Below are 23,968 nucleotides of genomic sequence, written 5' to 3'. Positions count from 1 at the left end.
CACGACGGGATGACGGCTTTTGAATTCGGGGCGCACGGTTGGACTGTTGGTATTGGCGGCACTGCTGACCGGTTGCGGAACATCGCCACCGCGTTCGCCGGAAAACCTCTGCGAGATTTTCCGCGAAAAGAGTGATTGGTACGACGCGGCGCAAGTCACGCAAAAGCGCTGGGGCGTACCGATCCAGGTGCCGTTCGCGATCATGTATCAGGAGTCCGGCTACCGCTACGACGCCAAGACGCCCCGCAAATACCTGCTGTGGGTGATCCCGTGGGGCCGGGTTTCGACGGCCTCGGGCTATGCGCAGGCCAAGGATGAGGTCTGGTCCGATTACCAGAAAAGCACCGGCCGATATGGCGCCGATCGCGAAGACTTCGACGACGCCATCGACTTCGTCGGCTGGTACATGGACAAGACCACCTCGATCAACGGCGTGTACAAGTACGACGCCTACAACCAGTACCTCAACTACCACGAAGGCTGGGGCGGTTTTCGCCAGAAGACCTATGCCAGCAAGGCGTGGCTGATGCCGACTGCGCGCAAGGTGCAGAACCGCTCGGACATGTACGGTCAGCAATACGCGGCGTGCAAGGATGATCTGAATCGCGGGTTCTGGAGCCGGTTCTGGCATTGGCTATAGCGGTAGCCATGAAACCGCATTCGCGAGCAAGCTCGCTCCCACAGGGATTTAGAGTGACCACAATTTAGTGAGCACCCGGGAAACCTGTGGGAGCGAGCTTGCTCGCGATGGCGTCAGCTCAGACACCGCCGACCTATGGGTTACAACACCGAAAAGTTGTAACTCACAATCAACCGGGTCTCATCCACATCCCGGGCAAACTTCTCGTAGTTGGTACGGTAAGTCGCATTGCGCAAACGCAGGCTGACATCCTTGAACGTCCCGGTCTGAATCACATACTTCAACTCGCTGTCGCGTTCCCACTCTTTGCCTTCCTGATCGCTGCCCGGCACCTTGACGTGATCGCCGTTCACGTAACGGGTCAGGAAACTCAGGCCATTGATGCCGATGGCCTTGAAGTCATAGTCATAACGCAGCTGCCATGAACGTTCCTGCGCGGCGGCGAAGTCGTTGACCTGCACGTAGTTCACCAGATACGGGTTGCTGCCATCCAGATATGGCATCGAGTTATCGCCATTCATGCGCTGCCAGCCGGCGCTGAAGGTGTGGCCGCTGATGCCGTAGGACAGCATTGCGCTCAAGGCACGGTTGTCGATGGAGCCGGCCTTGGCATCACCGCTGTCGGCGCTCTTCAGCAAACGCAGATCGGCTTTCAGCACGCCGTCACCCAGCGGCTGATTGGCCAGCAGACCCACAAAGTGCTGGCGATAGATGTCTTCCAGCTCGGCGTAGTGATACTGCGCAGTCAGGCGATCGTTGATCTTGTAGTCGAAGCCGTACATGTCGAAATGATCGGCGGTGGTGTTGCAGGCATAGCGCTTGTTCTTGCAGTGCACGCGGATGTCTTGCGAATCGGTCGAATCCCGCGCGGTGTATTTGTCCAGACGCGCGGCCATGAAGGTCAGGTCCTTCACCTCCTTGGAGGTCAGCATTGCCCCGTTGAACATGGTCGGCAGCAGGCGACCGTCGTTGTACTTGAGCAGCGGCAGATCCGGCAGCAGCGCGCCGTACTTCAGCACGGTGTCCGAGACTTTGACCTTGGCGGTCAGGCCCATTTTTGCGTATTGGCCTTTCGAGCCGCGCGGGTTGTCGCCGCTGGAGGGCAGCAGGCCGCTGTTGCTGCGATCAGGGCTGGTATCGAGCTGGAAGCCCGCCATGCCCAGCGCATCGATACCGAAACCGACAGTGCCTTCGGTGTAGCCCGATTGCAGATTGAGAATGAAGCCCTGCGCCGACTCTTCGCGCTTGGACGCGCCCTGATCATTGGAGGTGTGCCCATCACGGAAATCACGGTTGAAGTACACCGTGCGCGATTCGATCTTCGCCGTGGTGTCTTCGAAAAAACCGCTGGCCTGGACCTGCGCGGTAAAACCGGCGCACAGCACAAAGGCTCCGAAGCCAAGCGACTGGCGCGGGGTGATGAGGGGAAATGGGGGACGCATTGAAAACTCCAACAGGGCAACGATTGCGCAGAGGCGCAAACAACCAGAAATAGCTCCCGTCCCGGGTCGATAAAGAACCGGGAGGCAGTGAACACGCGGGGGTGAAGAGCAATGATGGCAGATGGCTTTGACGTGCTACAGGCGACTTTAGTCTGAAACTGACTGGCTGTTCCTGGACGCTGAGGTTGACGATTGCACGCAATCTCTCGCGCGCAAGTGCCTGTTTCATGGGGCGAAACAGCCGACCTAAGGGTTTTCCCTATGACTTCAGGCCTGTGCTTCTACGGCATTTGCGCCTTGAACGAGGCGGTTTAATCCTGCACCATCCGCCCACGCTAATCCAAAGGACGGAAATAAAGGCATGCTGGACGCCAATGCTACCCACATTACCCTCACGCTCGAAGGCGCCTCCGCCGACCTGCAAGTCCTCAGCTTTACCGGTCGCGAAGCCCTCAACGAACCGTTCCGTTTCGACCTCGAACTGGTCAGCGCCCGCCCCGACCTCAAACTCGAAGAACTCCTGCACAAGCCTGGCTGCCTGACCTTCGGCGCCACTGGCGAGGGCAAGATTCATGGTCTGGTGTACCGCATCGAGCAAGGTGATTCCGGCAAGACCCTGACCCGTTACAGCATCAGTCTGGTGCCGCAACTGGCCTACCTGCGGCACAACCATGACCAGCAGATCTTCCAGCAAATGACGGTGCCGAAGATCATTGCCCAGGTGCTGGAAGATCGCGGGATCCTGTCCGACGCCTACAGCTTCCAGCTCGGTGCCGAGTATCCGGAACGCGACTACTGCGCGCAGTACGACGAATCCGACCTGCATTTCATCCAGCGCCTGTGCGAAGAGGATGGCATTCACTTCCACTTCCAGCACGGCAGCAGCGGCCACAAACTGGTGTTCGGCGACGACCAGACCGTGTTCCGCAAACTGAAACCGGTGAACTACCAGCAAGACTCCGGCATGACCGCCGACAAACCGGTCATCAAGCGCTTCAACCTGCGCCTGGAAACCCGCACCAGCCGCGTCAGCCGCCGCGATTACGATTTCGAAAAACCGAAGATTCTGCCCGAAGGTGCCGTCAAGTCCGCGTTCGCCCCGGACCTGGAGGACTACGACTACCCCGGCCGCTTCACCACGCGTGAGCGCGGCAAGTTCCTATCGACCCGCGCCCTGGAACGCCATCGCAGTGACTACAAACTGGCTGAAGGCAAAAGTGACGAGCCGACCCTGACCACCGGCCACTTCCTGACCCTGGCCGAGCACCCGCGCGCCGAGTGGAACGATTTGTGGCTGCTGCTGGAAATATTCCACGAAGGCAAGCAGCCGCAAGTGCTGGGCGAAAACGTCACCAGCGACGTCACCGACAACAAGAGCGATTTCCACCAGGGCTATCGCAACAGCTTCGTGGCCACCCCGTGGGACGCCCACTACCGCCCTGCCCTCGAACACCCGAAACCGAAAGTCCTCGGCAGCCAGACCGCCATTGTCACCGGCCCCGCCGGCGAAGAAATCCACTGCGACCAGTACGGCCGCGTGAAAGTGCAATTCCACTGGGACCGCGAAGGTCAGGCCGACGACAAGACCACCTGCTGGCTGCGGGTCGCCAGCGGCTGGGCCGGCGCTGCCTACGGCGGCATCGCCATCCCACGGATCGGCATGGAAGTGCTGGTGACCTTCCTCGAAGGCGACCCCGACCAGCCACTGGTGACCGGCTGCCTGTACCACAAGGAAAACGTCGTTCCCTACGACCTGCCGGCGAACAAGACCCGCAGCACCTTCAAGACCCTGAGCTCACCGGGTGGCAAGGGCTACAACGAATTCCGCATCGAAGACAAAAAAGGCGCGGAACAGATCTACATCCATGCCCAGCGCGACTGGGATGAGAACATTGAGCACGACCAGAAGATTCGGGTTGGCAACGAACGGCATGACACGGTCGAAGCCAATGTTTTAAGTGAATTCAAGGTTGAAGAGCACCGCATCACTCATCTGGATCGTGTCAGTGAGATGCGGGCGAATGATCACCTGACCGTGGGCGTGACCCAGCATGTGAAGGTCGGCACCGCGCAGTTCGTTGAAGCGGGCACGGAGATTCATTACCACGCCGGCGACAAGGTCGTGATCGAGGGTGGTATGGAACTGACGGCCAAGGCTGGCGGCAGTTTCGTCAAGGTTGATGCGGGTGGTGTGACCATCAGCGGTGCGGAAGTGAAGGCCAATACTGGTGGTGCGCCGGGGGTGGGTTCTGGCGTTCAGATCCTCGTGCCTTTCATCCCTGGCCTGGCAGCCCTCGACAAGGCCGGACGCTTGATGCAAACCCGGCTGAATCAAAAGATCGAGGCTGAATCGCTGGCCGTCGTGCCGAAGTTGAAGGCGCCGAAAGGCATCTGCGTTGAATGTCTGAAGAAAGCCATGCGGGAAAAACTGGCCCTGCAATCGGGAGCCAATTGATGACGAAGGACGACGCAGCGAAAGCCTGGGCAGAGGCGAATAAAAACGCACAGTCGCGATTCGCAATCGTAGAAACGGGCCTGCTCGCTGAGCCGGCTCGGCAGCAATTTCTCAAATCCGATCCGTCACGCCGCCCCTTGATGCTTCAACCGGAGTTCGCCGAATTGCGCAACTACGGCCCATGGCTCGTGGACGTCAGCGACATGGAATTCGAGGCCTTTCTCGCCCACGAATACTTCACCGGCTGCACCACCATGGCCAGCTGGATCCGCACCGACTGCCCCGCCGACAAATTCGCGGCGCACCTGAGCGACGCCTTGCTGGCAAAAAATGAAGCCGGCGAAGTCCTGATGATCCGCAGCTACGCCCCTGAAGTACTGCCGATGCTCCACGCCCGCGACGATCTGTCCTGGCATGCCTGGCTTTTCGGCCCGTTGCAGGAGTGGTGGGTGCCAGCGGCGGATGATGAGTGGCAATGCTTCAAAGGGCTTAACCTGGAACAGCCGGGCAAGTACCAGCCGATTTTCCTGGACGCCAAGTTATGGAAGGACATGGAGATCGATCCCCTGCCCTACAACCTGACCACCGAACTGGAAAAAGACGCGCCGGAGGTATTCACCAGTAGCTGCCATGGAGACCGGTTGAAGCAGGTCAAGCACGCGCTGGACGCAGGTCGCGCAGAAGGCTTGTCTGACCCGGAAGACGTCAGCCTGTTTGCCACCCTGCAATTGATGGATCCCGAGTTCCCGGCGAATTGGCCGATGTGGGGAAAAGCCAAAGAGCGGGCTGTTGGGGAGAAGTTGCCGCTTGGGGTTGTGATGAGGGAGTTGTCTGAATGAGTCAACATTTTTCCGTAGAAAGCCGATTGGTGAAAAAGAGCCCTGGAAATATTCAATGTCGTTAAGCCTGAATAATTTGAATCAACGCAGATGGAAGAACCGAGCCTTAGCTATCGGCATCCTTATTATTGCTGCCCCTTTTTTAGCATTTTTCATTTATAGCCAAAACCGAATGCCCGGCGCGGCGTTGACGTCTCATAACTATATGGACAGACCTGTCGGTAGCTACTGGGTAAATGATAACTGGGGTGGAAACGGAGGCGTCACCTGCTGCTGGGACATATCCGGAGAAAATGCCAAATTAGTTTGGATCCTGAGCATGTCAAAAGCTCAGGAGGACCAGGGCATGAAAATAGAGAGACATGAGGCTCTGTTGCCCCTGCCAAAACGTAAAGCCGGAGACGATACATTGCACGTCTATTTTCTCCCCGAAAACAAGATTGAGCTTTTGTGGTCTGCCACGACCCTGGATACGAGGTACGCTCCGGAAAACTCAGCAAATCCTCCATCTGACGGACCAGGAAGTCATCCATGAGCACACCAAAAAACTTGTCTGATGCACAAGCTATCAGCGCGCGTTCAAACACGGACACGGTGGGTAAGAAGAGTTCGGTATTGCCCTGTGAAGCAACTCTTCACGTAGGATTTTTTTTTGACGGCGTCAGTCGAAATCTCGAGAAGGACTTAAGAGAGGACCGAGTTACGAATATTGGACGGCTTTTTCTTGCCTATCCTCATGAAAAGACGGCTGCGCCCTCCGACCCAGCCAACCAGTATCATAAATTCTACATATCCGGGCTCGCTACATCTTTCGACGCTACTTTAGGAACAAACGCAACTACCAGTTCCGCCGACCTCAATGGCGCAGTGAGTAAAGTCAAGGATGATGTCTCAAAGCTGCCTAAGGATAACGCTACAGAAGCGGCTGTCGATGTTGGCAAGGACCTTTTGACGGGAAAAAACTGGTGGGAAAACCTCACGAACAATATAAGACCGAAGAATATTATTTCCACGATTGCCACAGCAGCAGCAAAAGCGTCAGTCGAAGGTGTCTCGCCGGTCCGTGACGACGAAGTTGTTTTTAGCTTACTCAAAACTGGTGTGGATACTCGATTAGAAGCCGCAACAAATCGATTCGAAAAACTCGTTGAAGATGTGAAAAAGGCAAATCCGATTTCGATCAAGAAAATATCTGTGTCGATATTCGGATTCGATTATGGCGCAACACTGGCGCGAGCCTTTGCTCATAAGATATTCGAAGCGTGCGACCCTGGTACTACTACCTACAAAGGCGCAAAACTTGAAGTTATCTTCGCGGGTTTGTTCGATGCGGTCGATAGAAGCATGGAAGCATCTGTCGTTCTTGATTTTTTGCTGCCAATCTCCAATAAAGTCGATGACGGAGAGTGTCTGCCGGGCCCTGTAAAATCAGCCCTTCATCTAGTTGCTGCTCATGAATGCAGGGATAACAGGCGTGCTCGACTGATTGGCACTGGATCACTCACCCCGCGCTGGGAAGAGCGCTTGGTTCCAGGAACAAGTTTTGATGTAGGGGGAGGACTAAAAAAAGACAGTACCCCTCACAGTCGCGAACTACACATGGCAGCTCTGCACGATATGTACCGCGCAGCCTACAGTGCCGGAGTTCCCTTCCCTTCGATGGCAAAGCTCCAGGAAAAAGATAGATACGTGTCCAGTTTCTTCGAGTTACACGACCACATTAATGGCACAAGCGCCATTGAGGCGAGTAATCGATACATTTCCAAGGCTGGCAATAAAAAAGTTTCTGCCGATGCCTTTCTCGCCCATCGCCGTCTTTATATTCAAAGACTTCGCGGACTGTGGGAGTTGTACAGTGAGCAACACCGTGCTTATTCCGAGGAAGAAGAGCGTTTGGAGCGACCGGTTTTTGGTGAAAATGGATCTTTCAAGCGCATGTTGGGAATGGGTAGCGAAACCGAAGCTCAAGCCAAAAAGCGTGATACGTCTCTAAAACAGACACGTGAGAGCAAAGAAAGTCTTCGCGCTGAGCTTGGTTGGCTTGAGGAAGTTGATAGAGAAGCCAAACGTCTGCGCATCGGACTTGCTTCGAAATCAGAAAAGGCATTATTGGATGAATGGTTTGCCCCGCAACCAAAGGGCCTCAGCTTCGACATCGAAGATCTTCTGGAGCTCTATCTGAGTGATAGATTCATGATAAACAATATGACGCAATCCCCGAGCACAATAAAATATTTCCTGGTTCGAGAGTTCGATATTCCTGATTTGAAAAAGACTAAAGGAATGTCGCCAGACTACATGGAGCAAATGATGCGTAAGCCATCGACGCAATCGTCAGGCGCTTAGAGTCGAAGTAAGGATAGTCTAAGGTTAGGCTCAAATTGCCCCTGACAGACTAGTTTGGATATCTTTGATTTCATAAATGATCCAGTCCCGGATGAAGAGCCTCGCCTTTAGCTCATCGAAAGCCTCCAACAGCATCACGGGCAGATAATGCTTCTGCCCGTGAATACTAGGCCGCTTTTCAAACCATCAAACCGGAGCCTGCCAGCTCAACATTTTCTGCTGCGCAACTTGCAGCAAATCACTGCCATCCTGCGTCAGCAGGTATAGCGCATGGGTGATGTGGGGAATGTCCTGGACATCGGCGTGTTTGAAGCACAGGCAGTGCAGGGTTTCGAGCAGGTCGGCGGCGGCGCGTACGCGCTGGACGGCGGCTTCGAAGATGTCTTGGGGGTTGGCTTGGGTGTCGATGACCAGCGGTGCGCTGTCGGTGACGCCGCTGTTGAGCGGGAGATAGCGGGAGGAGCTTAGTTTCAGGATTGGCATTGGAATTACTCAAGGCAGCTTGAAAGTAACCGCCAGCACCGTGACCAAACGATGGGGAGGCGGACTGTGAACAGGCTTGGTCAACCGAGAACCACCTGACTCGGCTCGCCCGAAGGCGACCCTGCACACAGCCGCCACAGCAATGCACTCCACGGACACGAATGTTCGTCGGGGCGAATAATGGCACACATGCACAGGTGATTACGTTAGGTGACCAAACCTAAGCCGCTGATTTTGCAGCGACACCAAACCATAACCGCCCCACTCCAGCCCCCGAAAGCAGACAAGGCATCCACCCTTGTAGGAATCCGCCGAGACTCCCCCGTGAAACAATCCCCGTCCGGACAGCCGGCGTTCAGCCCGGTTAACCATCGCTTAACGCCGCGGTCAAAAACTCTACTGAACCGCACGCCCTCAGTCCCTGGCTGATGCCCAGTGCGGCAGGTTTGGCTTGCAACATGCCGAACTCATTTTCCGTCGCACCGGAGTCCATCATGAACATTCGTCCGTTCCTGCTCACCACTGCCCTCGCCTGCACCGCGTTTGCCGGGCTGGCCCAGGCCAATGACACCGCCAAGGCTGTTCCCTATGAATACGGCATGCCGTTGCATGTCGCCAAAGTGGTATCCCTGACTGAGCCGCCGACACAGGAATGCAAGGTCATCACCGCCGACATGAAGTACATCGACAACGCCGGCAAACCCGAGCAAATCAGTTACCGGAAATTATCTGACGCGTGCAGCTTCCAAAACTGACAGAAAGCTCTGATTTGCGGCTTTGCGGTAGGCGAACACGGGTCTCGAAGGGTATGCTCGGGGCCCTCCTCACTGCCGCAAGGATTCGCCATGCAGTTGTCGTTTCGCACGCTCTCGACCCTCACTTTCTCCCTGTGTTTTCTGCTGTCTTTGGCGTGGGGGCTGGCGCCACAGATGTTGCTGGCGATCTGGAGTATTGAGTACACAGAGGCAGCAGGATTTGTTGCACGACGCATGGCGGTGCTGTTTGCGGCGCTGGGGGTGATGTTTTATCTGGTGCGCAACGCCCCGGTGTCGATCGCGCGTAATGCGCTGAGCAACGGCTTTATCGTCGGCTGTTTTGGCCTGGCGGTGCTGGGTTTTGCTGAATGGCTCAACGGCCACGCCGGCCCCGGGATTCTGCTCGCGGTGCTGGTAGAGTTCGCGCTGGGCCTTGGCTTCTTGCAGGCCCGGCGCGTGACGGTCGAACTGGGTGAAACAGTCAGTTAAACGACTCGGGATCGCGGCACTGAATGGATTGCCGATTGTTGCGCAAGATCCGAGCGCAACCCGGCGATCAGGCCGTTGATTTCGCGACAGCTGTTCAGATGACTGGCATCAATGCCACTCACCAGCAGCTCAACCTGATCGGTCTTGTGATCGCCATACACCTTGACGGTCATCGACAGATCCGGGGACAGCGTGCACTGACAGCGTTTCGGTAGAAAGCTGCTTTCAATGATGTTGCGGAGTTCCAAGGCAGACAGAAACATGGCGAAACCTCTCCTTACTGTGAGACTGCCAATCAAGTATTCACGTCGACCGTTGCCACAGTTTCCCACGGGTGTATCCCCGCTGAATCCTTGGGTGTGACAAGCGGCTGTACTGCGAAAGCCCATTGGAGTGTAGGCGCCCAAACTCGGTGCGCTGCACCAAATCAACGCATAAAACGTGCCTTTCATCAGGTTGCATTCACCTCCTTGCAAATCAATGACTTGGCAAAAAGACAGGCAACTGGCCAGTTGCAAAATGCAAGATCCGATCGTGCAGGCACTGCAATTTGCATGCGGCTGGCGGTTTGCATTCATCCCCTGTGACAGTGAGAATGCCCGTCAACCAACGTACACCCGCCAGGAGGCTTCAATGGGAAATTTCACTGTTTACGCGACCGCCGGCCTGATGCTCGCCAGCCTGTCCACCCTCACCCACGCCGCCAAGCTTGAAGACACCGCGCCTTATCCGAAGGCTGAAGCGGGCTTCACGCGCCAAGTCATCCACCTGCCGCAACAGGCCCAGGAAGAAAACTTCAAAGTCGAAATCCTCGCCGGCAAGACCCTCGAAGTCGACTGCAACCGCCAGCGCCTGGGCGGCACCCTCGAAGAGAAAAACCTCGAAGGCTGGGGCTATCCGTTCTATCGCCTGGAAAAAGTCAGCGGCCCGATGAGCACCCTGATGGCCTGCCCACCCGGCACCCAGAAAAAGCGTGCGTTCGTACCGGTCATCGGTGACGGCTTCACCGTGCGCTACAACAGCAAGCTGCCAATCGTGGTTTACGCACCGTCGGACGTCGAAGTGCGTTATCGCATCTGGTCGGCCTCGGAAAAAGTCGGCACCGCCATTCCCGAGTAACTCGCCAAGGAGCAGCGGCATTGATTACCTGCCACGTCAGATACGTGATTGACCCCTACCAGCTGGACGCATTCGAAGCCTACGCCAAGACTTGGCTCGGCATCGTCGAACGGCTGGGCGGAACGCATCACGGCTACTTCCTGCCCTCGGAAGGCGCGAGCAATATCGCGTATTGCCTGTTCAGTTTCCCGTCGCTGGCGGATTACGAAAGCTATCGCCACATCGCACTGACCGACCCGGAAAGCACGGCACTGGTGGCCGATCTGGTCGAAAAGAAGTTCATCGTCAGCTACGAACGCAGTTTTCTGCGCCCACTGCTGCCCTGAATGCTTCAACTGCCAACGGCTGACAGCTGCTCTGCCGGAAACTCCGACTCATCTGACCAAGGAAGGATTAATGATGTCCATCGCCCTGCCCCTCACTGCATTGATTGCCTTCAGCGGCTACACCGTTTCCGTGATGCTGCAAGCCGAGCAATCGCTGATCGACTTCGGCATCAGCCTGATGTCGCGGCCGGACACTGCGCAGGTGGTAATCGATCTCTATCTGCTGGCAACACTGGCCGGCGTCTGGATGTACAAGGACGCGCGCAAGCGTGGGCAGTCGGGCTGGTCAGTGGTGCCGTATCTGTTGCTGACGGCGGTGTTTGTATCAGTCGGGCCGTTGTTGTACCTGGTTGTTCGGGGCCTGCAGGATCGCAAACGCCCGGCCCCGGTCATTTCGCCAGCCGCCTGAGCCCGAACAGCATCCCGCCCGCCCCCAACAGCATCGCCGCCAGGAATAACGGGTACGACACCCACCATGGCGTGCCGGCGGTCATCATGCTGAATTCCGACATGCCGCCAATGCTCGCAATCAGGTTGAGCGGCAGGAACACCACGTTGATCAACGTGAGTTTGCGCAGCAGGTTGTTCATGCTGTTGTTCATCAGGTTGCCCCGAGCGTCGATCAGCCCGGAGAACACCGTCGAGTAGATTTCCGCCTGCTTGTAGCACTGGTTGTTTTCGATGATCAGATCGTCGATCAGGCCAATTGCTTCGCTGCCGAAATGCTGTTTTTCCGCGTGATTGCGCAGGCGTGTGAGTACCGCGCCATTGCTGTGCAGGGCGTTGATGTAATAGATCAGGCTTTCGCTGAGGTTGAACATCTGCACCAGATGCTGGTTCTGCATCGAGGCGTTGAATTTCTGCTGCAACTCCCGGGCGACCAGTTTGATCACCTTCAAGTGCCCAAGGTAGTGATGGATGTTGTTGAACAGCAGGTCCAGCAACACATCCAGCGGCGTATTGAGTGGTCGGCCCGTGCCGAGACCGTGCAGCGGCGTGTCGTCGGTGGCGATCAACAGCAACTGACCTGGTGAAAACAGCAATCCGCACGACGACACCTCGAAGGCCAGGCTGCCGCCGCCGGAATAGTTCTCCGGGCGCTTCCAGATCAGGAACAGATGATCGGGATGGAATTCAATCCGCGACACCTCGTCCGGGTCCAGCGCCGAGGCCAGCGCGTGTTCATCGAGTTTGAAGTGACTGTGGAGCAAATCGCGCTCGGCAGCGTCCGGGTCGCTGAACAGCATCACCTCGGCGTCCAGTCGCTCGACCCGCTGCAAGGCGCCGTGATTGAGTGCAAAGCTGTTGATCATCGGCCGGTCACCAGGCCTGGCCACGGCGCTTGAGTTCGAGGCGCCGCACAAATTCTTCCAACACGAGTGAATACAGATCGTCCTGCAAATAAGCGTCTTCGATGCCGGCGTCGAGGTTCGGGTTGTCGTTGACCTCGATCACCACCACCTTGTCGCCCGCCTGTTTCAAATCGACGCCGTAAAGTCCGTCGCCGATCAGGTTGGCGGTCTTCACCGCCAGTTCCACCACCGCGCGCGGTGCTTCGTGGATCGCCAACGTGCGGCACTCGCCGTTGACGTCCTGGCCCTTGGCCTTGTGGTTGTAAATCTGCCAATGGCCCTTGGACATGAAGTACTGGCAGGCAAAGATCGGTTTGCGGTTGAGCACGCCGATGCGCCAGTCGTACTCGGTGTAAAAAAACTCCTGGGCCAGCAACAACACCGAATGTTCGAACAGCTCGGCGGTGGCGTCCAGCAAGGCCTGCTGGCTCTCGACCTTGATCACGCCACGGGAGAAGCAACCATCCGGGATCTTCAATACCAGTGGAAAGCCGAGGCGCTCGCCGACTCGCTCGAAATCTTCGGGTCGTTCCTTGTAGAGGATTTCCGTAGCCGGCATGCCCAGTTGATGGCTGTTGAGCAGATCCGTGAGATAGACCTTATTTGTGCAGCGCAGGATCGACGTCGGATCATCCATCACCACCAGCCCCTCACTTTCGGCCTTCTTGGCGAAGCGGTAAGTGTGGTTGTCGACGCTAGTGGTCTCGCGGATCAGCAAGCCGTCGTATTCGGCCAGCCTTGCGTAGTCCTTGCGTTCGATCAGTTCGACATCGATGCCCATGCCCTTGCCGACCCGCACAAAGTTTTCCAGTGCCCGAGCGTTGGACGGCGGTAACGCCTCCTGCGGATCATGCAGGATCGCCAGGTCATAACGCGCCACTTGCGGCGAACGCGGAACTCGCCAGATCTTGCGACTGAAGCCGTCCAGCGCATTGGCGAACTGGTCTTCCTGATCGTCACGCAACTTATGCAAGGCACCGGATTTTATACCTTCGATGTGCCAACCGTTAGTTCGGCGAAATTCAACTAACAGAATCGGACACGGGAATACTTCGAATAATTGCCGGGCGAGATCCTGCAACGGTTCGATATGCGTTTTGCCGAAATAAAGTGTGAGGGTAAAACCTTCGGTATCGCTATAGAGATGATGGCTGAGGGCTTTTTCCAGGGTTTTATCCAGGTCATCCAGGGCCAGACCATAAAGAGATTTTCGGGTCAGCTCGCTGATGGTCCGCACCGAAGGAATCACCTTGTGCCCCCGGGCCTCGGCCAGCAGCGAGCAGTAGTAGCCGTGGCCCAGGTACTTGTAACTTCGGCACAGATTGATCACCTGCACCCGTTTTCCCTGCTCGTTGTCGGGTGGTTGTTCGAGGTATTCCTGGGCCGTCAGGATGTCCTCGCTGGGAAAATACGAAGCCCAGTCTTCCTTGCGTTCGACGATGATCAACACTTGGCTGGAAGTTCTGATCTGCGGTTTTAAATAAGTTGCCGGTGGCAAACTTTGAATGGATACTTCGCGCCAATGACCCTGTACCGCTGACATAGAAATTGATCCGTTGGAGAACAAGACCTTTTCTATTAAGCACGAAGTTTTTCGAAAGTCCCGTTTCGTTACGCAACTTTTACGGTGGTCATATGAATGCTGTTTTTCGCCTGGCAGTCGTTGAGGATTTGCCAGCATTGCTCACGCTGGAGATGCACTGTTTCACCACAGACCGGCTCACGCGCCGCAGTTTCCAATGGATGATCACCCGGGCACACGGGCAATTGTGGGTGGCCGAACGCGAGGGACAACTGGCCGGTTATGCGCTGGTGCTGTTTCATCGCGGCACTTCACTGGCCCGGCTGTATTCCATTGCGATTGCGCCCGAAGCGCGCGGCGGCGGTCTGGGCAAACAACTGCTGCAACGGATCGAGGCCTGTGCGCTTGAGCACGATTGCGCGTACCTGCGGCTGGAAGTGCGCACCGACAATCCCGCCGCCATTGCCCTGTATGAGCGCAACGGCTACCGGCGCTTCGCGCTGATCCATGACTACTACGAGGATCACGCCGACGCGCTGCGGCTGGAGAAACGCATTCTCCAGCACCGCGATTCACGCGACATCAAGGTCCCCTATTACCGCCAAACCACCGATTTCACCTGCGGCCCGGCCTGCCTGCTGATGGCCATGGGGGCGTTGCAAGCCGATCGCTTGCTGGAGCGACGCGAGGAATTGCAGTTGTGGCGCGAGGCAACCACGGTGTTCATGACCGCCGGCCACGGCGGTTGCAGCCCGCAAGGCCTGGCACTGGCGGCCTGGCGCCGGGGTTTTACAGTGCGTTTGCAACTGAGCATGACCGGCCCGCTGTTTCTCGACGGAGTGCGGGACGCGCATAAAAAAGACGTCATGCGCCTGGTGCACGACGAGTTCATGGCGCAGCTGAACGACTCCGATGTCGTTCAACTCATTGGCGGAACGCAGGACCTGCCGGCGCTACTGGCCGACGGTGGGCAGCCTCTGGTGCTGATCAGCAGCTATCGCCTGACTCGTTCCAAGTCGCCGCACTGGGTAATCGTCACCGACTGCGATGAAGACTTTGTCTACCTGCACGACCCGGATGTCGATCACAGCCAGCACCGTCAGCCCATGGACTGCCAGCACGTGCCGGTCAGCCATGGGGAGTTCGAGAAGATGTGCCGCTTCGGTCGTGGCAAATTGCGGGCGGCGGTTGTGCTCTATGCCCGCTCATCCGCATGAAGGATTCATTTGAGTCCGACTTTGTACAGCGAACCGTCGGACTCATCGGTCAGCACATAGAGGTAACCATCCGGCCCTTGGCGCACATCACGGATCCGCTGTTTCAGTTCGCCCAGCAAGCGCTCTTCATGCACCACCCTGTCGCCGTCGAACTGCAGGCGGATCAGTTCCTGCGTCACCAGCGCACCGATGAAAACGTTGTGCTGCCACGGCTTGAAGCGATCGGCATCGTAGAACGCCATCCCGGTAACGCCCGGGGACTTTTCCCAGACATGGTGCGGCCCTACCGTGCCTTCGGCGGTCTTGCCCTTGGCTTCCGGAATCGGTTGCATGGAGTAGTTGATGCCGTGAGTCGCCAGCGGCCAGCCGTAGTTCTTGCCGCGCTCGATGATGTTCACCTCATCGCCGCCGCGCGGACCGTGCTCGTTTTCCCAAACGGTGCCGGTCCACGGGTTGAGCGCGGCGCCCTGGGGATTGCGGTGGCCGTAGGACCAGATCTCCGGGCGCACGCCGGACTGGCCGACAAAGGGATTGTCATCGGGTACTTTGCCGTCGGGGTAGATCCGCACGACCTTGCCTTGCAGCTTGTCCAGATCCTGCGCGGTCGGGCGGTCATTGTTTTCGCCCAGGGTGATGAACAGGTAACCATCCCGGTCAAACACCAGCCGCGAGCCGAAGTGGTTGCCGACCGACAGCTTCGGCTCCTGGCGGAAGATCACGTTGAAGTCCTTCAGGCTTTTCAGGTCATCCGAAAGGCGCCCGCGCCCCACCGCCGTTCCGGCCTTGTCACCCGCACCGCCGCCCTCGGCGTAGGACAGGTAAACGAGGCGATCCTGTTTGAAATCCGGTGACAGCACCACATCGAGCAATCCGCCCTGCCCCTTGGCCCAGACGTCCGGTACACCGGTGATCGGCGCAGACAGCTTGCCGCCGGCATCCACCACCCGCAGGTTACCGGGGCGTTCGGTCACCAGCATGCCCTGACGATCCGGCAGGAAAGCCAAGGCCCATGGATGCTTGAGCCCTTGGGTAATCGTCGTGACTTCAAGGGTGCCCTGCTCGCTTTGCAGCTCTTTGGGAGCGGCGGCGAACGCCGGGGCTGAGATCAGTGCGCTGGCACATAGACCGGCCAGAAGGGTTTTACGCAACATGCACGATTCCTTTTGTTCGTTTGAAGGGCTGACAGAAGTGGCTCTGCCATTCAACGGTTGCTCCCGCTGTCACGGGCCGGAGGATTGGGAATGAAGGTGGGGGGCTTGCTCGGAACGGAGCGCGGCGGCTGACCGTTGCCGATACCGCGGTTTTCCAGGGTCGGTGGCCGGGGCACTGGCACCGTGTTCGGCCCGCGAAGCGGCGGAGCGCTGGGCTGGGTGCCCTGCATGCTGTTGGGATTCGCCCGGCGGATCGGGCTGTTGTAGGGGTTGTTGCTGTTGCCGGTCGGACTTTGTGCCAGCAACAGCGATGAATACGTGGTTGCGCCCTCGGCGTGAACCAGCCCGCCACTGAGGGCCAGCAACGCAATGCCTAGCAGGAAACGGTTCATGAGCGGCCTCTCTGGATGTGCGTGTTTTGATGCACGTGGCTTAGAGCCTTCGAGTCCACGCTACGCCGTGGGTTCGGATTTGTTAACCCGTTACCGCTAAACAAGATGTAACACGGCTTGACCTGCCGTTTACCGCCGCCTCCGCAAACAACGGAAACTTTTGCGCCGGGCCACGGGTCACCCGAACATCACTTGGAGAACAGCACCATGGCTCGGGCAATCTGGAAAGGCGCAATCAGTTTCGGTCTGGTGCATATCCCTGTGGCTCTGGTTTCGGCGACCTCGTCACACGGCGTTGACTTCGACTGGCTCGACAGCCGCAGCATGGACCCGGTCGGCTATAAACGGGTCAACAAGGTCACCGGCAAGGAGGTCACCAAAGAGCACATCGTCAAAGGCGTGCAATTCGAAAAAGGCCGCTATGTGGTGCTCAGCGAGGAAGAAATCCGTTCGGCGCACCCGGTGTCGACCCAGACCATCGACATTTTCGCTTTCGTCGACAGTGAACAGATCCCTTTGCAGAACATCGACACGCCCTATTACCTGGCCCCCGACAAACGCGGTGGCAAGGTCTACGCATTGCTGCGTGAAACCTTGAGCAAAACCCGGAAGGTCGCCCTCGCCCGCGTGGTTTTACACACGCGCCAGTATCTGGCGGCGTTGATGCCGCTGGAGTCGGCGCTGGTGCTGGTAAAGCTGCGCTGGCCTCAGGAAGTGCGCAGCCTCGATGAACTGGCGCTGGGCAGTGAAGTGACCAAGCCGCAGTTGGCGAAGGGCGAGCTGGAAATGGCCAAACGGCTGGTTGAAGACATGACCGCGGACTGGACGCCCGAGGACTACAAGGACGAGTTCGAAAACAAGATCATGGCGCTGGTGGACAAGAAGGCCCATGAGGGCAAGATCGAAGACGTTGAGACCGTTGAGGGCGAAGAAGAGCGCAAATCGGCCGATGTTATCGACCTGACCGAACTGCTCAAGCGCAGTCTCGGCGGGAAGGCTCCGGCCAAACCGGCGAAGAAGACCGCCAGCAAGTCAACAACGGCGAAGAAGACCAAAAAAGCGTCGTGAAAATCAAATCGGGCGACTGTCTTTCAACAGTCGCCCGATTCGTCAGATCAGAATGAAGATCGCCAGCAGACCGCCGAAGATCGCCCACTTTTCCATGTAGTAAAGCTTGCGATTGCGCTTTTTCAGCTCTTTGCCACGCAGGCGAATCTTGTAGATTTTGGTAAACAAGCGGTTGATGCCACCGGTGCGGTCACCGGCATCGTTCGGTGCGCCGGCTGCCGACATCACGTTGCGGCTGAACCAGCCGTTGAATGCCGCTGCCCAGCGGTACTTCATCGGACGCTCAACGTCACAGAACAGGATGATGCGGTTCTGGTCAGTGGTGTTTTCCGCGTAATGAATGAAGGTCTCGTCGAACATCACCGCTTCGCCATCACGCCAGTGATAGTTCTCGCCATCGACGTTGATGTAGCAACCGGCATCGTTCGGCGTTTCCAGCCCCAGGTGATAACGGTAGGAACCGGCGTACGGGTCGCGGTGACGCACCAGTTTCGAGCCCGGCGGCAATTCGGCGAACATCGCGGCCTTGATCGAGCCGATGCTCTGCACCAGCTCAGTGGTGCGCGGGCACAGTTGCAGCGCCGACGGGTGGCTGTCGCCGTACCACTTCAGGTAGAAACGCTTCCAGCCGGTCTTGAAGAACGAGTTGAAACCAACATCGTCGTACTGGTTCGAGCGCTTGATCTCGCCTGCACGCAGCAGATTGCGGCCTTCCTCGCGGATCTCTTCCCAGTGCGTCTGCAATGGAGTCAGGTCGGGGAAGTCTTTCGGGTCCAGATACGGGGTATTGGGCTTTTTCGAGAACAGATAAAGAAAGCAGTTGATCGGTGCCAGGAACGAAGAGTGATCGCTCAGTTGACGACCTAGTTTGTGGCGCACGCGCCCCCGCAGGTGAACGTATGCAATGGAAATGACATATACAGCGGCAATGATGAGTTTCACGGAAATCGTCACACGTCAGAAGTGAACAAACTGCGCGCCTTTCAGGCGTTGGCAACAGGCCTTTCGCAGTGTCTGAATACAAAACAGCGCCCCGGTGGCACATCCCTGAGCCCGCGCGCTGGAAGGGCGCCGGGTGAATGGATGGCATTTTAGCCACAGTTTGTAACCAATAGTGAACCTTCATCTGTGAAAAACTGTCCCGCGATTGCACCAATCGGCACTCCGGGTGTCACTGCCCTATCGTTTAAAGAGCCAGACCAGTACAATCGCCGCCAAACTTTACGCGCCCCCCTTGGTTGATGACGGGAATTGCCCCGCCTCAGCGCACTTCGACTCGGGCCAAGCGCTCCGGCCGCACCTCGCTTTTCAGAATGCTTCGCAGGAAAAACCTTTGATTTCTACAGCTAACATCACCATGCAGTTCGGCGCCAAGCCGCTGTTTGAAAACGTTTCGGTCAAATTCAACAACGGCAACCGTTATGGCCTGATCGGCGCCAACGGTTGCGGCAAGTCGACCTTCATGAAAATCCTCGGTGGCGATCTTGAGCCGTCTGCCGGCCAGGTAATGCTCGAGCCGAACGTGCGCCTGGGTAAGCTGCGTCAGGATCAGTTCGCCTACGAAGAATTTACTGTGATCGACACCGTGATCATGGGTCACGAAGAGCTGTGGAAGGTCAAGGCCGAGCGCGACCGCATCTACTCGCTGCCGGAAATGAGCGAAGAAGACGGCATGGCCGTGGCCGAGCTGGAAACCGAGTTCGCCGAGATGGACGGCTACACCGCCGAATCCCGTGCCGGTGAACTGCTGCTGGGTCTGGGCATTCCGCTGGAACAGCATTTCGGCCCGATGACCGAAGTGGCGCCAGGCTGGAAACTCCGCGTTCTGTTGGCCCAGGCGCTGTTCTCCGATCCGGAAGTGCTGCTGCTCGACGAACCGACCAACCACCTGGACATCAACACCATCCGCTGGCTGGAAACGATTTTGACGGCGCGTAACAGCACCATGATCATCATTTCCCACGACCGTCACTTCCTGAACAGCGTCTGCACCCACATGGCCGACCTGGACTACGGCGAGCTGCGCCTGTTCCCGGGCAACTACGACGAGTACATGACGGCGGCGACCCAGTCCCGCGAGCAACTGCTGTCGGACAACGCCAAGAAGAAAGCCCAGATCGCCGAACTGCAAACGTTCGTCAGCCGCTTCTCGGCCAACGCCTCGAAAGCCAAACAGGCCACTTCCCGTGCCAAGCAGATCGACAAGATCCAGCTGGCCGAGGTCAAGCCATCGAGCCGCGTGAGTCCGTTCATCCGCTTCGAACAGACCAAAAAGCTGCACCGTCAGGCCGTGACCATCGAGCAGATGTCCAAGGGCTTCGACGGCAAGACCCTGTTCAAGAACTTCAGCTTTACCGTTGAAGCCGGCGAGCGCGTGGCGATCATCGGCCCGAACGGGATCGGCAAGACCACCCTGCTGCGCACCCTGATGGGCGAACTGACCCCGGACACTGGTTCCGTGAAGTGGACCGAAAGCGCGGAACTGGGTTACTACGCTCAGGACCACGCCCACGACTTCGAAGACGATGTGAGCCTGTTCGACTGGATGGGTCAGTGGACTCAGGGCGAACAAATGATCCGTGGCACCTTGGGCCGCATGCTGTTCTCCAACGACGAGATCCTCAAGTCGGTGAAGGTGATCTCCGGTGGTGAGCAAGGTCGCATGCTGTTCGGCAAGCTGATCCTGCAAAAGCCGAACGTTCTGGTGATGGACGAACCGACCAACCACCTGGACATGGAATCGATCGAGGCGCTGAACCTGGCGCTGGAAAACTACCCGGGCACGCTGATCTTCGTCAGCCATGACCGTGAGTTCGTATCGTCCCTGGCCACGCGCATCATCGAGCTGAGCCCGAACGGCGTGACCGACTTCAGCGGCACCTACGACGATTACCTGCGCAGCCAAGGCGTGGTGTTCTGAGTCGAATCGAGCGGTAAACAGAAAGCCCTGTCCTTGTGACAGGGCTTTTTTTGCTCATTCCTGATCGTTCCCATGCTCTGCGTGGGAATGCCTCAAGGGACGCTCCGCGTTCCAGCTCTGGAAGGGACGCGGAGCGTCCCGGGCTGCATTCCCACGCGGAGCGTGGGAACGATCAACGTGAGGACGTTAGTGCGTGGTGCGTGGTGCGTGGAAACGATCGTTAGCCTGCTTTCTTTTATTTCAGCGCCGAGCCATGATGCGGACTCTCCCACCGCCGCCCGCGAACGAGCCCTCATGTCTGCGCAGCAAAAGCCTCCGCAAAGCTCCATGGCGATCACCCTGCAGATCGTCTCTATCGTTTTCTATACCTTTATCGCCTTCCTCTGCATCGGTTTGCCGATTGCGGTGCTGCCCGGTTATGTCCACGAACAGCTTGGATTCAGCGCCGTGATCGCGGGGCTGGTAATCGGTTCGCAATACCTGGCCACCCTGCTCAGCCGGCCGATGGCCGGGCGCATGTCGGACACCGTCGGCACCAAGCGGGCGATTGTGTATGGCTTGTCGGGGATTGTGCTCAGCGGTGTGCTGACGCTGGTTTCGACGCTGTTGCAGAGCTTGCCGCTGTTGAGCCTGTCGATCCTGATCGTCGGTCGTCTGCTGCTGGGGATCGCCCAGGGCCTGATCGGCGTTGGCACTATCAGTTGGTGTATGGGCCAGGTCGGTGCCGAACACACCGCGCGCTCCATTTCGTGGAACGGCATCGCGTCTTACGGTGCGATTGCCATCGGCGCGCCGCTGGGCGTAGTGATGGTCGCCGACTATGGTTTCGAGAGCCTCGGCATCGCTTTGTCATTGCTCGCGGCCGGCGCCTTGCTGTTGATCCGCAACAAGCCGTCGGTGCCGGTGGTGCGCGGTGAAAGACTGCCGTTCTGGGCGGTATTCGGGCGGATTGCGCCGTTCGGTGCCAGTCTGAGCCTGGCGTCGATCGGGTACGGCACGCTGACCACCTTCATTACTCTGTATTACCTCAATCGCGGCTGGACCGGCGCGGCGTACTGCCTGACTGTGTTCGGTGTGTGTTTCATTCTGTCGCGCCTGCTGTTCATTTCAGCCATCGGGCGTTTCGGCGGATTCACCTCGGCGATTGCCTGCATGACCATCGAAACCGTCGGCCTGGTCATGCTGTGGCTGGCGCCTTCGACTGCGTATGCCTTGATCGGTGCCGGTCTGGCCGGTTTCGGCCTGTCGCTGGTGTACCCGGCGCTGGGCGTCGAAGCAATCAAGCAAGTGCCCAACTCCAGTCGCGGCGCAGGGCTGAGTGCTTATGCCGTGTTTTTCGATCTGGCGTTGGCGATTGCCGGGCCGTTGATGGGCGCGGTGGCGCTGAATCTTGGCTATTCGTGGATTTTCTTCAGTGCGGCCGTGCTGTCCGTGACCGGACTGGGATTGACCTTGCTGCTCAAGCGCCGGGCCATGGCGTAAGCGCTCACTGATCCGCCGTCTGCATTCCCGCGCGGGTCGGCCTGCCCAAGGCATGGGAGAAGAACCGCCCGGCCTCGGAAATCAGGTTGCGGTGGATGTCTTCGCGGTCCACACCATCGGCATCGGTGCACAACGCCGGCATGGCGAGGATCTGCTCTTCGGTGCACGGCGCCATGAACACGAAGTGCCCCGCCCCGGCCAACAGTTTGAAATCCGGCGCAGTCGGCAGCTTGCGCGCCAGGGCCGCGGCGTTTTTGTCGAAAGCCACCAGTTTGTCACCGTCCCCGCTGTACAGCAGCACTGGCACATGCACATCGGCCAGAGTGTGACGACCAAACTTGAGACTCAGCGGCGCCATCAGCAGCAATGCATGAACGCGCGGATCGGCCACCGGTTGCAGATCGTCGCGGTCGACAATCAACTCACCTTGAGTGTTGCAGGCGTCGCGGTCGTCCGGGCGCTCCTGGCAGTAACGGCGCAGACGATCCAGATCAGGCTGTGCACCGGACAGAATCAACGCTGTTTCGCCGCCCGCCGAATAGCCGATCACGCCAACCTGTTCGGCGTTGACATACGGCGCGAGCGTGCGATCGCCCAGCGTGGCGGTAATGGCTTCGGAAATCTGGATCGGCCGACCATAAAGGTTGCTCAGTGTGCCGAGGCGGCTGTGATCCTTGGAGTTGTCGCCGGGGTGAATCACCGCCACCACCACAAAACCCTTGCGGGCCAGTGACGTGGCCAGGTCGTGCAGCGCCAGCGGCGTGCCGGTGTTGCCATGAGACAACATCAGCATCGGGAAACGGCCGATGGCGACTTTGGTGTCTTCGCCGGCCTCGACCGAATAGCCTTCAAGCAGACTAAGATGCTCGCGGTCGCTGGAGGGATAGAACGCGATGGCGCGCATCGGTTGCAGGTCGAGCGGATCGAGGAACGTCATCTCGTGATACCCGACGCTCCAGCGCGGGTGCTGCCCGGGCGCAGCGTGCACTGAATTCAGGCTGCCGAGCAGGCAAATCAGTAACGCTGCACAAAGACGCATCATGGGATGCCCCACCCTGTTGTTACTCAATCGAAAGATCCGTGGAGTTCGACGCCCGAGATTCCGAGGTTCGGTGATCCGGCGCGGCGTTGCACTCAGACGTTGATCATCGGACTGCATAACCCGGGCCAGATTATGTAACAGTCAGAAACAAAAAACTCTGTATCTGGCCCTTGCGGAACCAGAATACAGAGTTTTTGAGGGTTTGCCTGAACAGGAGCTGTTCTTTACGCAAGCCTTACGCGGCGGCGAACAGTTGCTCGCTGATCTTCGCTTGAGCGGCAGTCATCGCGTTGTTACGCACTTCTTCGCCGTAGGCCAGGCCTTCGGCACGCACGACTTCGATGTCGGTGATGCCGAGGAAGCCGAATACCAGTTTCAGGTAGTCTTCGTGGGCCACGCCCGAAGCCTGACCGGCGTGGATACCGCCAGCGGTGGACACGATCACCACTTTCTTGCCGCCGCACAGACCTTCAGGGCCGGCTTCGGTGTAACGGAAAGTCTGGCCGGCAACGGCGATGCGGTCGATCCAGGCTTTGAGTTGGGTCGGCACGGTGAAGTTGTACATCGGTGCAGCCACGACGATGGCGTCGGCGGCGATGAACTCGGCCAGGGTGGTGGCGCTCAGTTCGGCTTCGTGCTGTTGTGCGGCGTTGCGCAGTTCAGCGGTGGTGCCGGCAGCAACCAGGGTGGTCGACGAGAAGTGGCTGATAGCGTCGGCGGCCAGGTCGCGGTAGGTCACGACAGCGCTTGGCTCGGCGGCTTGCCAGGCTTGAGTCACTTGGCTGCTCAGCTGACGGGAAGCGGAGTTGTCGCCCAGAATGCTCGAATCGATGTGCAGCAGTTTCATGTGGAATCTCCTGGAATGAATCGCCGGCGGCGACGGAATGGTGGCAATCCTACCGATGAAACCAATAGCTGATTAGACGGC

Annotated in this window: 25 protein-coding genes; 14 read left to right on the top strand and 11 right to left on the bottom strand. The window is 58.0% G+C overall.

The features are described 5' to 3' along the window. Positions 1–19 precede the first annotated feature (19 nt). Entirely contained in the window at positions 20–640 is a 621-nt protein-coding gene (locus I5961_RS13560; protein WP_085696242.1) for a hypothetical protein, read from the top strand. A 140-nt stretch (positions 641–780) separates the two neighbouring features. Here I5961_RS13560 and I5961_RS13555 read toward each other — a convergent pair whose 3' ends face one another. Continuing rightward, positions 781–2,082: an OprD family porin gene (locus I5961_RS13555; protein ID WP_085703027.1), complete on the bottom strand. Its 1,302-nt coding sequence runs from the start codon at positions 2,080–2,082 to the stop codon at positions 781–783. 361 nt (positions 2,083–2,443) lie between these two features. Between I5961_RS13555 and I5961_RS13550 the strand changes: the two genes are divergently transcribed. Genes I5961_RS13550 through I5961_RS13535 form a run of 4 tightly spaced genes read left to right on the top strand, consistent with a single transcriptional unit; the run spans position 2,444 to position 7,722 of the window. Continuing rightward, positions 2,444–4,537, top strand: a complete 2,094-nt coding sequence (locus tag I5961_RS13550; RefSeq protein WP_085703028.1) for a type VI secretion system tip protein VgrG — start codon at positions 2,444–2,446, stop codon at positions 4,535–4,537. Next, on the top strand, positions 4,537–5,376 hold the full coding sequence (locus I5961_RS13545) for a DUF4123 domain-containing protein (RefSeq protein ID WP_227235495.1): 840 nt from the start codon (positions 4,537–4,539) through the stop codon (positions 5,374–5,376). Before I5961_RS13550 ends, I5961_RS13545 begins: the two co-directional genes overlap by 1 nt. A 55-nt stretch (positions 5,377–5,431) precedes the next feature. Then, the gene (locus I5961_RS13540) at positions 5,432–5,911 is read left to right on the top strand and encodes a DUF3304 domain-containing protein (protein WP_085703030.1); all 480 of its coding nucleotides are present in this window, start codon (positions 5,432–5,434) and stop codon (positions 5,909–5,911) included. Then, positions 5,908–7,722: a DUF2235 domain-containing protein gene (locus I5961_RS13535; RefSeq protein WP_085703031.1), complete on the top strand. Its 1,815-nt coding sequence runs from the start codon at positions 5,908–5,910 to the stop codon at positions 7,720–7,722. The genes I5961_RS13540 and I5961_RS13535 overlap by 4 nt, the downstream gene beginning before the upstream one ends. Before the next feature lie 186 nt (positions 7,723–7,908). On the opposite strand, the gene I5961_RS13530 is transcribed toward I5961_RS13535, so the two are convergent. After that, entirely contained in the window at positions 7,909–8,205 is a 297-nt protein-coding gene (locus I5961_RS13530; RefSeq protein ID WP_085703032.1) for a hypothetical protein, read from the bottom strand. A gap of 364 nt (positions 8,206–8,569) precedes the next feature. Next, a complete protein-coding gene (locus I5961_RS13525; RefSeq protein ID WP_170929684.1) occupies positions 8,570–8,707 on the bottom strand; it encodes a hypothetical protein in 138 nt (45 codons plus the stop codon). Here I5961_RS13525 and I5961_RS13520 point away from each other — a divergent pair. Beyond that, complete coding sequence (locus I5961_RS13520) at positions 8,700–8,960, top strand: DUF2790 domain-containing protein (RefSeq protein WP_085696249.1); 261 nt, start codon at positions 8,700–8,702, stop codon at positions 8,958–8,960. The genes I5961_RS13525 and I5961_RS13520 overlap by 8 nt on opposite strands. 90 nt (positions 8,961–9,050) lie before the next feature. Next, a complete protein-coding gene (locus I5961_RS13515; protein WP_085703033.1) occupies positions 9,051–9,449 on the top strand; it encodes a hypothetical protein in 399 nt (132 codons plus the stop codon). Here the strand turns inward: I5961_RS13515 and I5961_RS13510 are convergent. After that, a complete protein-coding gene (locus I5961_RS13510) occupies positions 9,446–9,712 on the bottom strand; it encodes a DUF1652 domain-containing protein (RefSeq protein WP_085696251.1) in 267 nt (88 codons plus the stop codon). The two genes, I5961_RS13515 and I5961_RS13510, sit on opposite strands and share 4 nt — an antisense overlap. A gap of 370 nt (positions 9,713–10,082) precedes the next feature. Between I5961_RS13510 and eco the strand changes: the two genes are divergently transcribed. The 3 genes from eco to I5961_RS13495 all read left to right on the top strand — a co-directional run bounded on the left by eco (position 10,083) and on the right by I5961_RS13495 (position 11,303). Next, entirely contained in the window at positions 10,083–10,568 is a 486-nt protein-coding gene (eco, locus tag I5961_RS13505; protein WP_085703034.1) for a serine protease inhibitor ecotin, read from the top strand. A gap of 20 nt (positions 10,569–10,588) precedes the next feature. Next, the gene (locus tag I5961_RS13500) at positions 10,589–10,894 is read left to right on the top strand and encodes an NIPSNAP family protein (protein WP_085703035.1); all 306 of its coding nucleotides are present in this window, start codon (positions 10,589–10,591) and stop codon (positions 10,892–10,894) included. Positions 10,895–10,964: 70 nt separating this feature from the next. Then, on the top strand, positions 10,965–11,303 hold the full coding sequence (locus I5961_RS13495) for a DUF2834 domain-containing protein (RefSeq protein ID WP_085703036.1): 339 nt from the start codon (positions 10,965–10,967) through the stop codon (positions 11,301–11,303). Here I5961_RS13495 and I5961_RS13490 read toward each other — a convergent pair. Together I5961_RS13490 and I5961_RS13485 are read right to left on the bottom strand one after the other, a co-directional pair. Continuing rightward, positions 11,284–12,207, bottom strand: a complete 924-nt coding sequence (locus I5961_RS13490; protein ID WP_085703037.1) for a magnesium transporter CorA family protein — start codon at positions 12,205–12,207, stop codon at positions 11,284–11,286. The two genes, I5961_RS13495 and I5961_RS13490, sit on opposite strands and share 20 nt — an antisense overlap. Before the next feature lie 7 nt (positions 12,208–12,214). Further along, positions 12,215–13,789 carry a RimK family protein gene (locus I5961_RS13485; protein WP_085696255.1) on the bottom strand — a complete coding sequence of 525 codons (1,575 nt, stop codon included), beginning with the start codon at positions 13,787–13,789 and terminating at the stop codon, positions 12,215–12,217. 92 nt (positions 13,790–13,881) lie between these two features. Here I5961_RS13485 and I5961_RS13480 point away from each other — a divergent pair, with 92 nt between their 5' ends. Continuing rightward, on the top strand, positions 13,882–14,985 hold the full coding sequence (locus I5961_RS13480; RefSeq protein WP_085703038.1) for a GNAT family N-acetyltransferase/peptidase C39 family protein: 1,104 nt from the start codon (positions 13,882–13,884) through the stop codon (positions 14,983–14,985). Between the two features lie 5 nt (positions 14,986–14,990). Here I5961_RS13480 and I5961_RS13475 read toward each other — a convergent pair whose 3' ends face one another. Then, a complete protein-coding gene (locus I5961_RS13475; protein WP_085696257.1) occupies positions 14,991–16,136 on the bottom strand; it encodes a PQQ-dependent sugar dehydrogenase in 1,146 nt (381 codons plus the stop codon). A 50-nt stretch (positions 16,137–16,186) separates the two neighbouring features. Next, the gene (locus I5961_RS13470) at positions 16,187–16,528 is read right to left on the bottom strand and encodes a hypothetical protein (protein ID WP_085696258.1); all 342 of its coding nucleotides are present in this window, start codon (positions 16,526–16,528) and stop codon (positions 16,187–16,189) included. Between the two features lie 207 nt (positions 16,529–16,735). Here I5961_RS13470 and I5961_RS13465 point away from each other — a divergent pair, with 207 nt between their 5' ends. Then, complete coding sequence (locus I5961_RS13465; protein ID WP_085696259.1) at positions 16,736–17,596, top strand: Ku protein; 861 nt, start codon at positions 16,736–16,738, stop codon at positions 17,594–17,596. Between the two features lie 42 nt (positions 17,597–17,638). Here the strand turns inward: I5961_RS13465 and lpxO are convergent, their stop codons facing one another. Continuing rightward, a complete protein-coding gene (gene lpxO, locus I5961_RS13460) occupies positions 17,639–18,538 on the bottom strand; it encodes a lipid A hydroxylase LpxO (protein WP_085696465.1) in 900 nt (299 codons plus the stop codon). A 391-nt stretch (positions 18,539–18,929) separates the two neighbouring features. Here lpxO and I5961_RS13455 point away from each other — a divergent pair, with 391 nt between their 5' ends. Next, positions 18,930–20,516, top strand: a complete 1,587-nt coding sequence (locus I5961_RS13455) for an ABC-F family ATPase (protein WP_085696331.1) — start codon at positions 18,930–18,932, stop codon at positions 20,514–20,516. A gap of 294 nt (positions 20,517–20,810) precedes the next feature. Further along, on the top strand, positions 20,811–21,998 hold the full coding sequence (locus I5961_RS13450) for an MFS transporter (RefSeq protein ID WP_085696332.1): 1,188 nt from the start codon (positions 20,811–20,813) through the stop codon (positions 21,996–21,998). A gap of 4 nt (positions 21,999–22,002) precedes the next feature. Here the strand turns inward: I5961_RS13450 and I5961_RS13445 are convergent, their stop codons facing one another. Together I5961_RS13445 and I5961_RS13440 are read right to left on the bottom strand one after the other, a co-directional pair. Continuing rightward, positions 22,003–23,040, bottom strand: a complete 1,038-nt coding sequence (locus I5961_RS13445; RefSeq protein ID WP_085703040.1) for an alpha/beta hydrolase family protein — start codon at positions 23,038–23,040, stop codon at positions 22,003–22,005. A 235-nt stretch (positions 23,041–23,275) separates the two neighbouring features. After that, a complete protein-coding gene (locus I5961_RS13440; RefSeq protein ID WP_085603899.1) occupies positions 23,276–23,887 on the bottom strand; it encodes an FMN-dependent NADH-azoreductase in 612 nt (203 codons plus the stop codon). Positions 23,888–23,968 lie beyond the last annotated feature (81 nt).

Source organism: Pseudomonas sp. IAC-BECa141 (assembly GCF_020544405.1).
GTDB lineage: Bacteria > Pseudomonadota > Gammaproteobacteria > Pseudomonadales > Pseudomonadaceae > Aquipseudomonas.
Note: the sequence above shows the minus strand (reverse complement) of the source record. Positions and strands in the feature narration are given on the sequence as shown.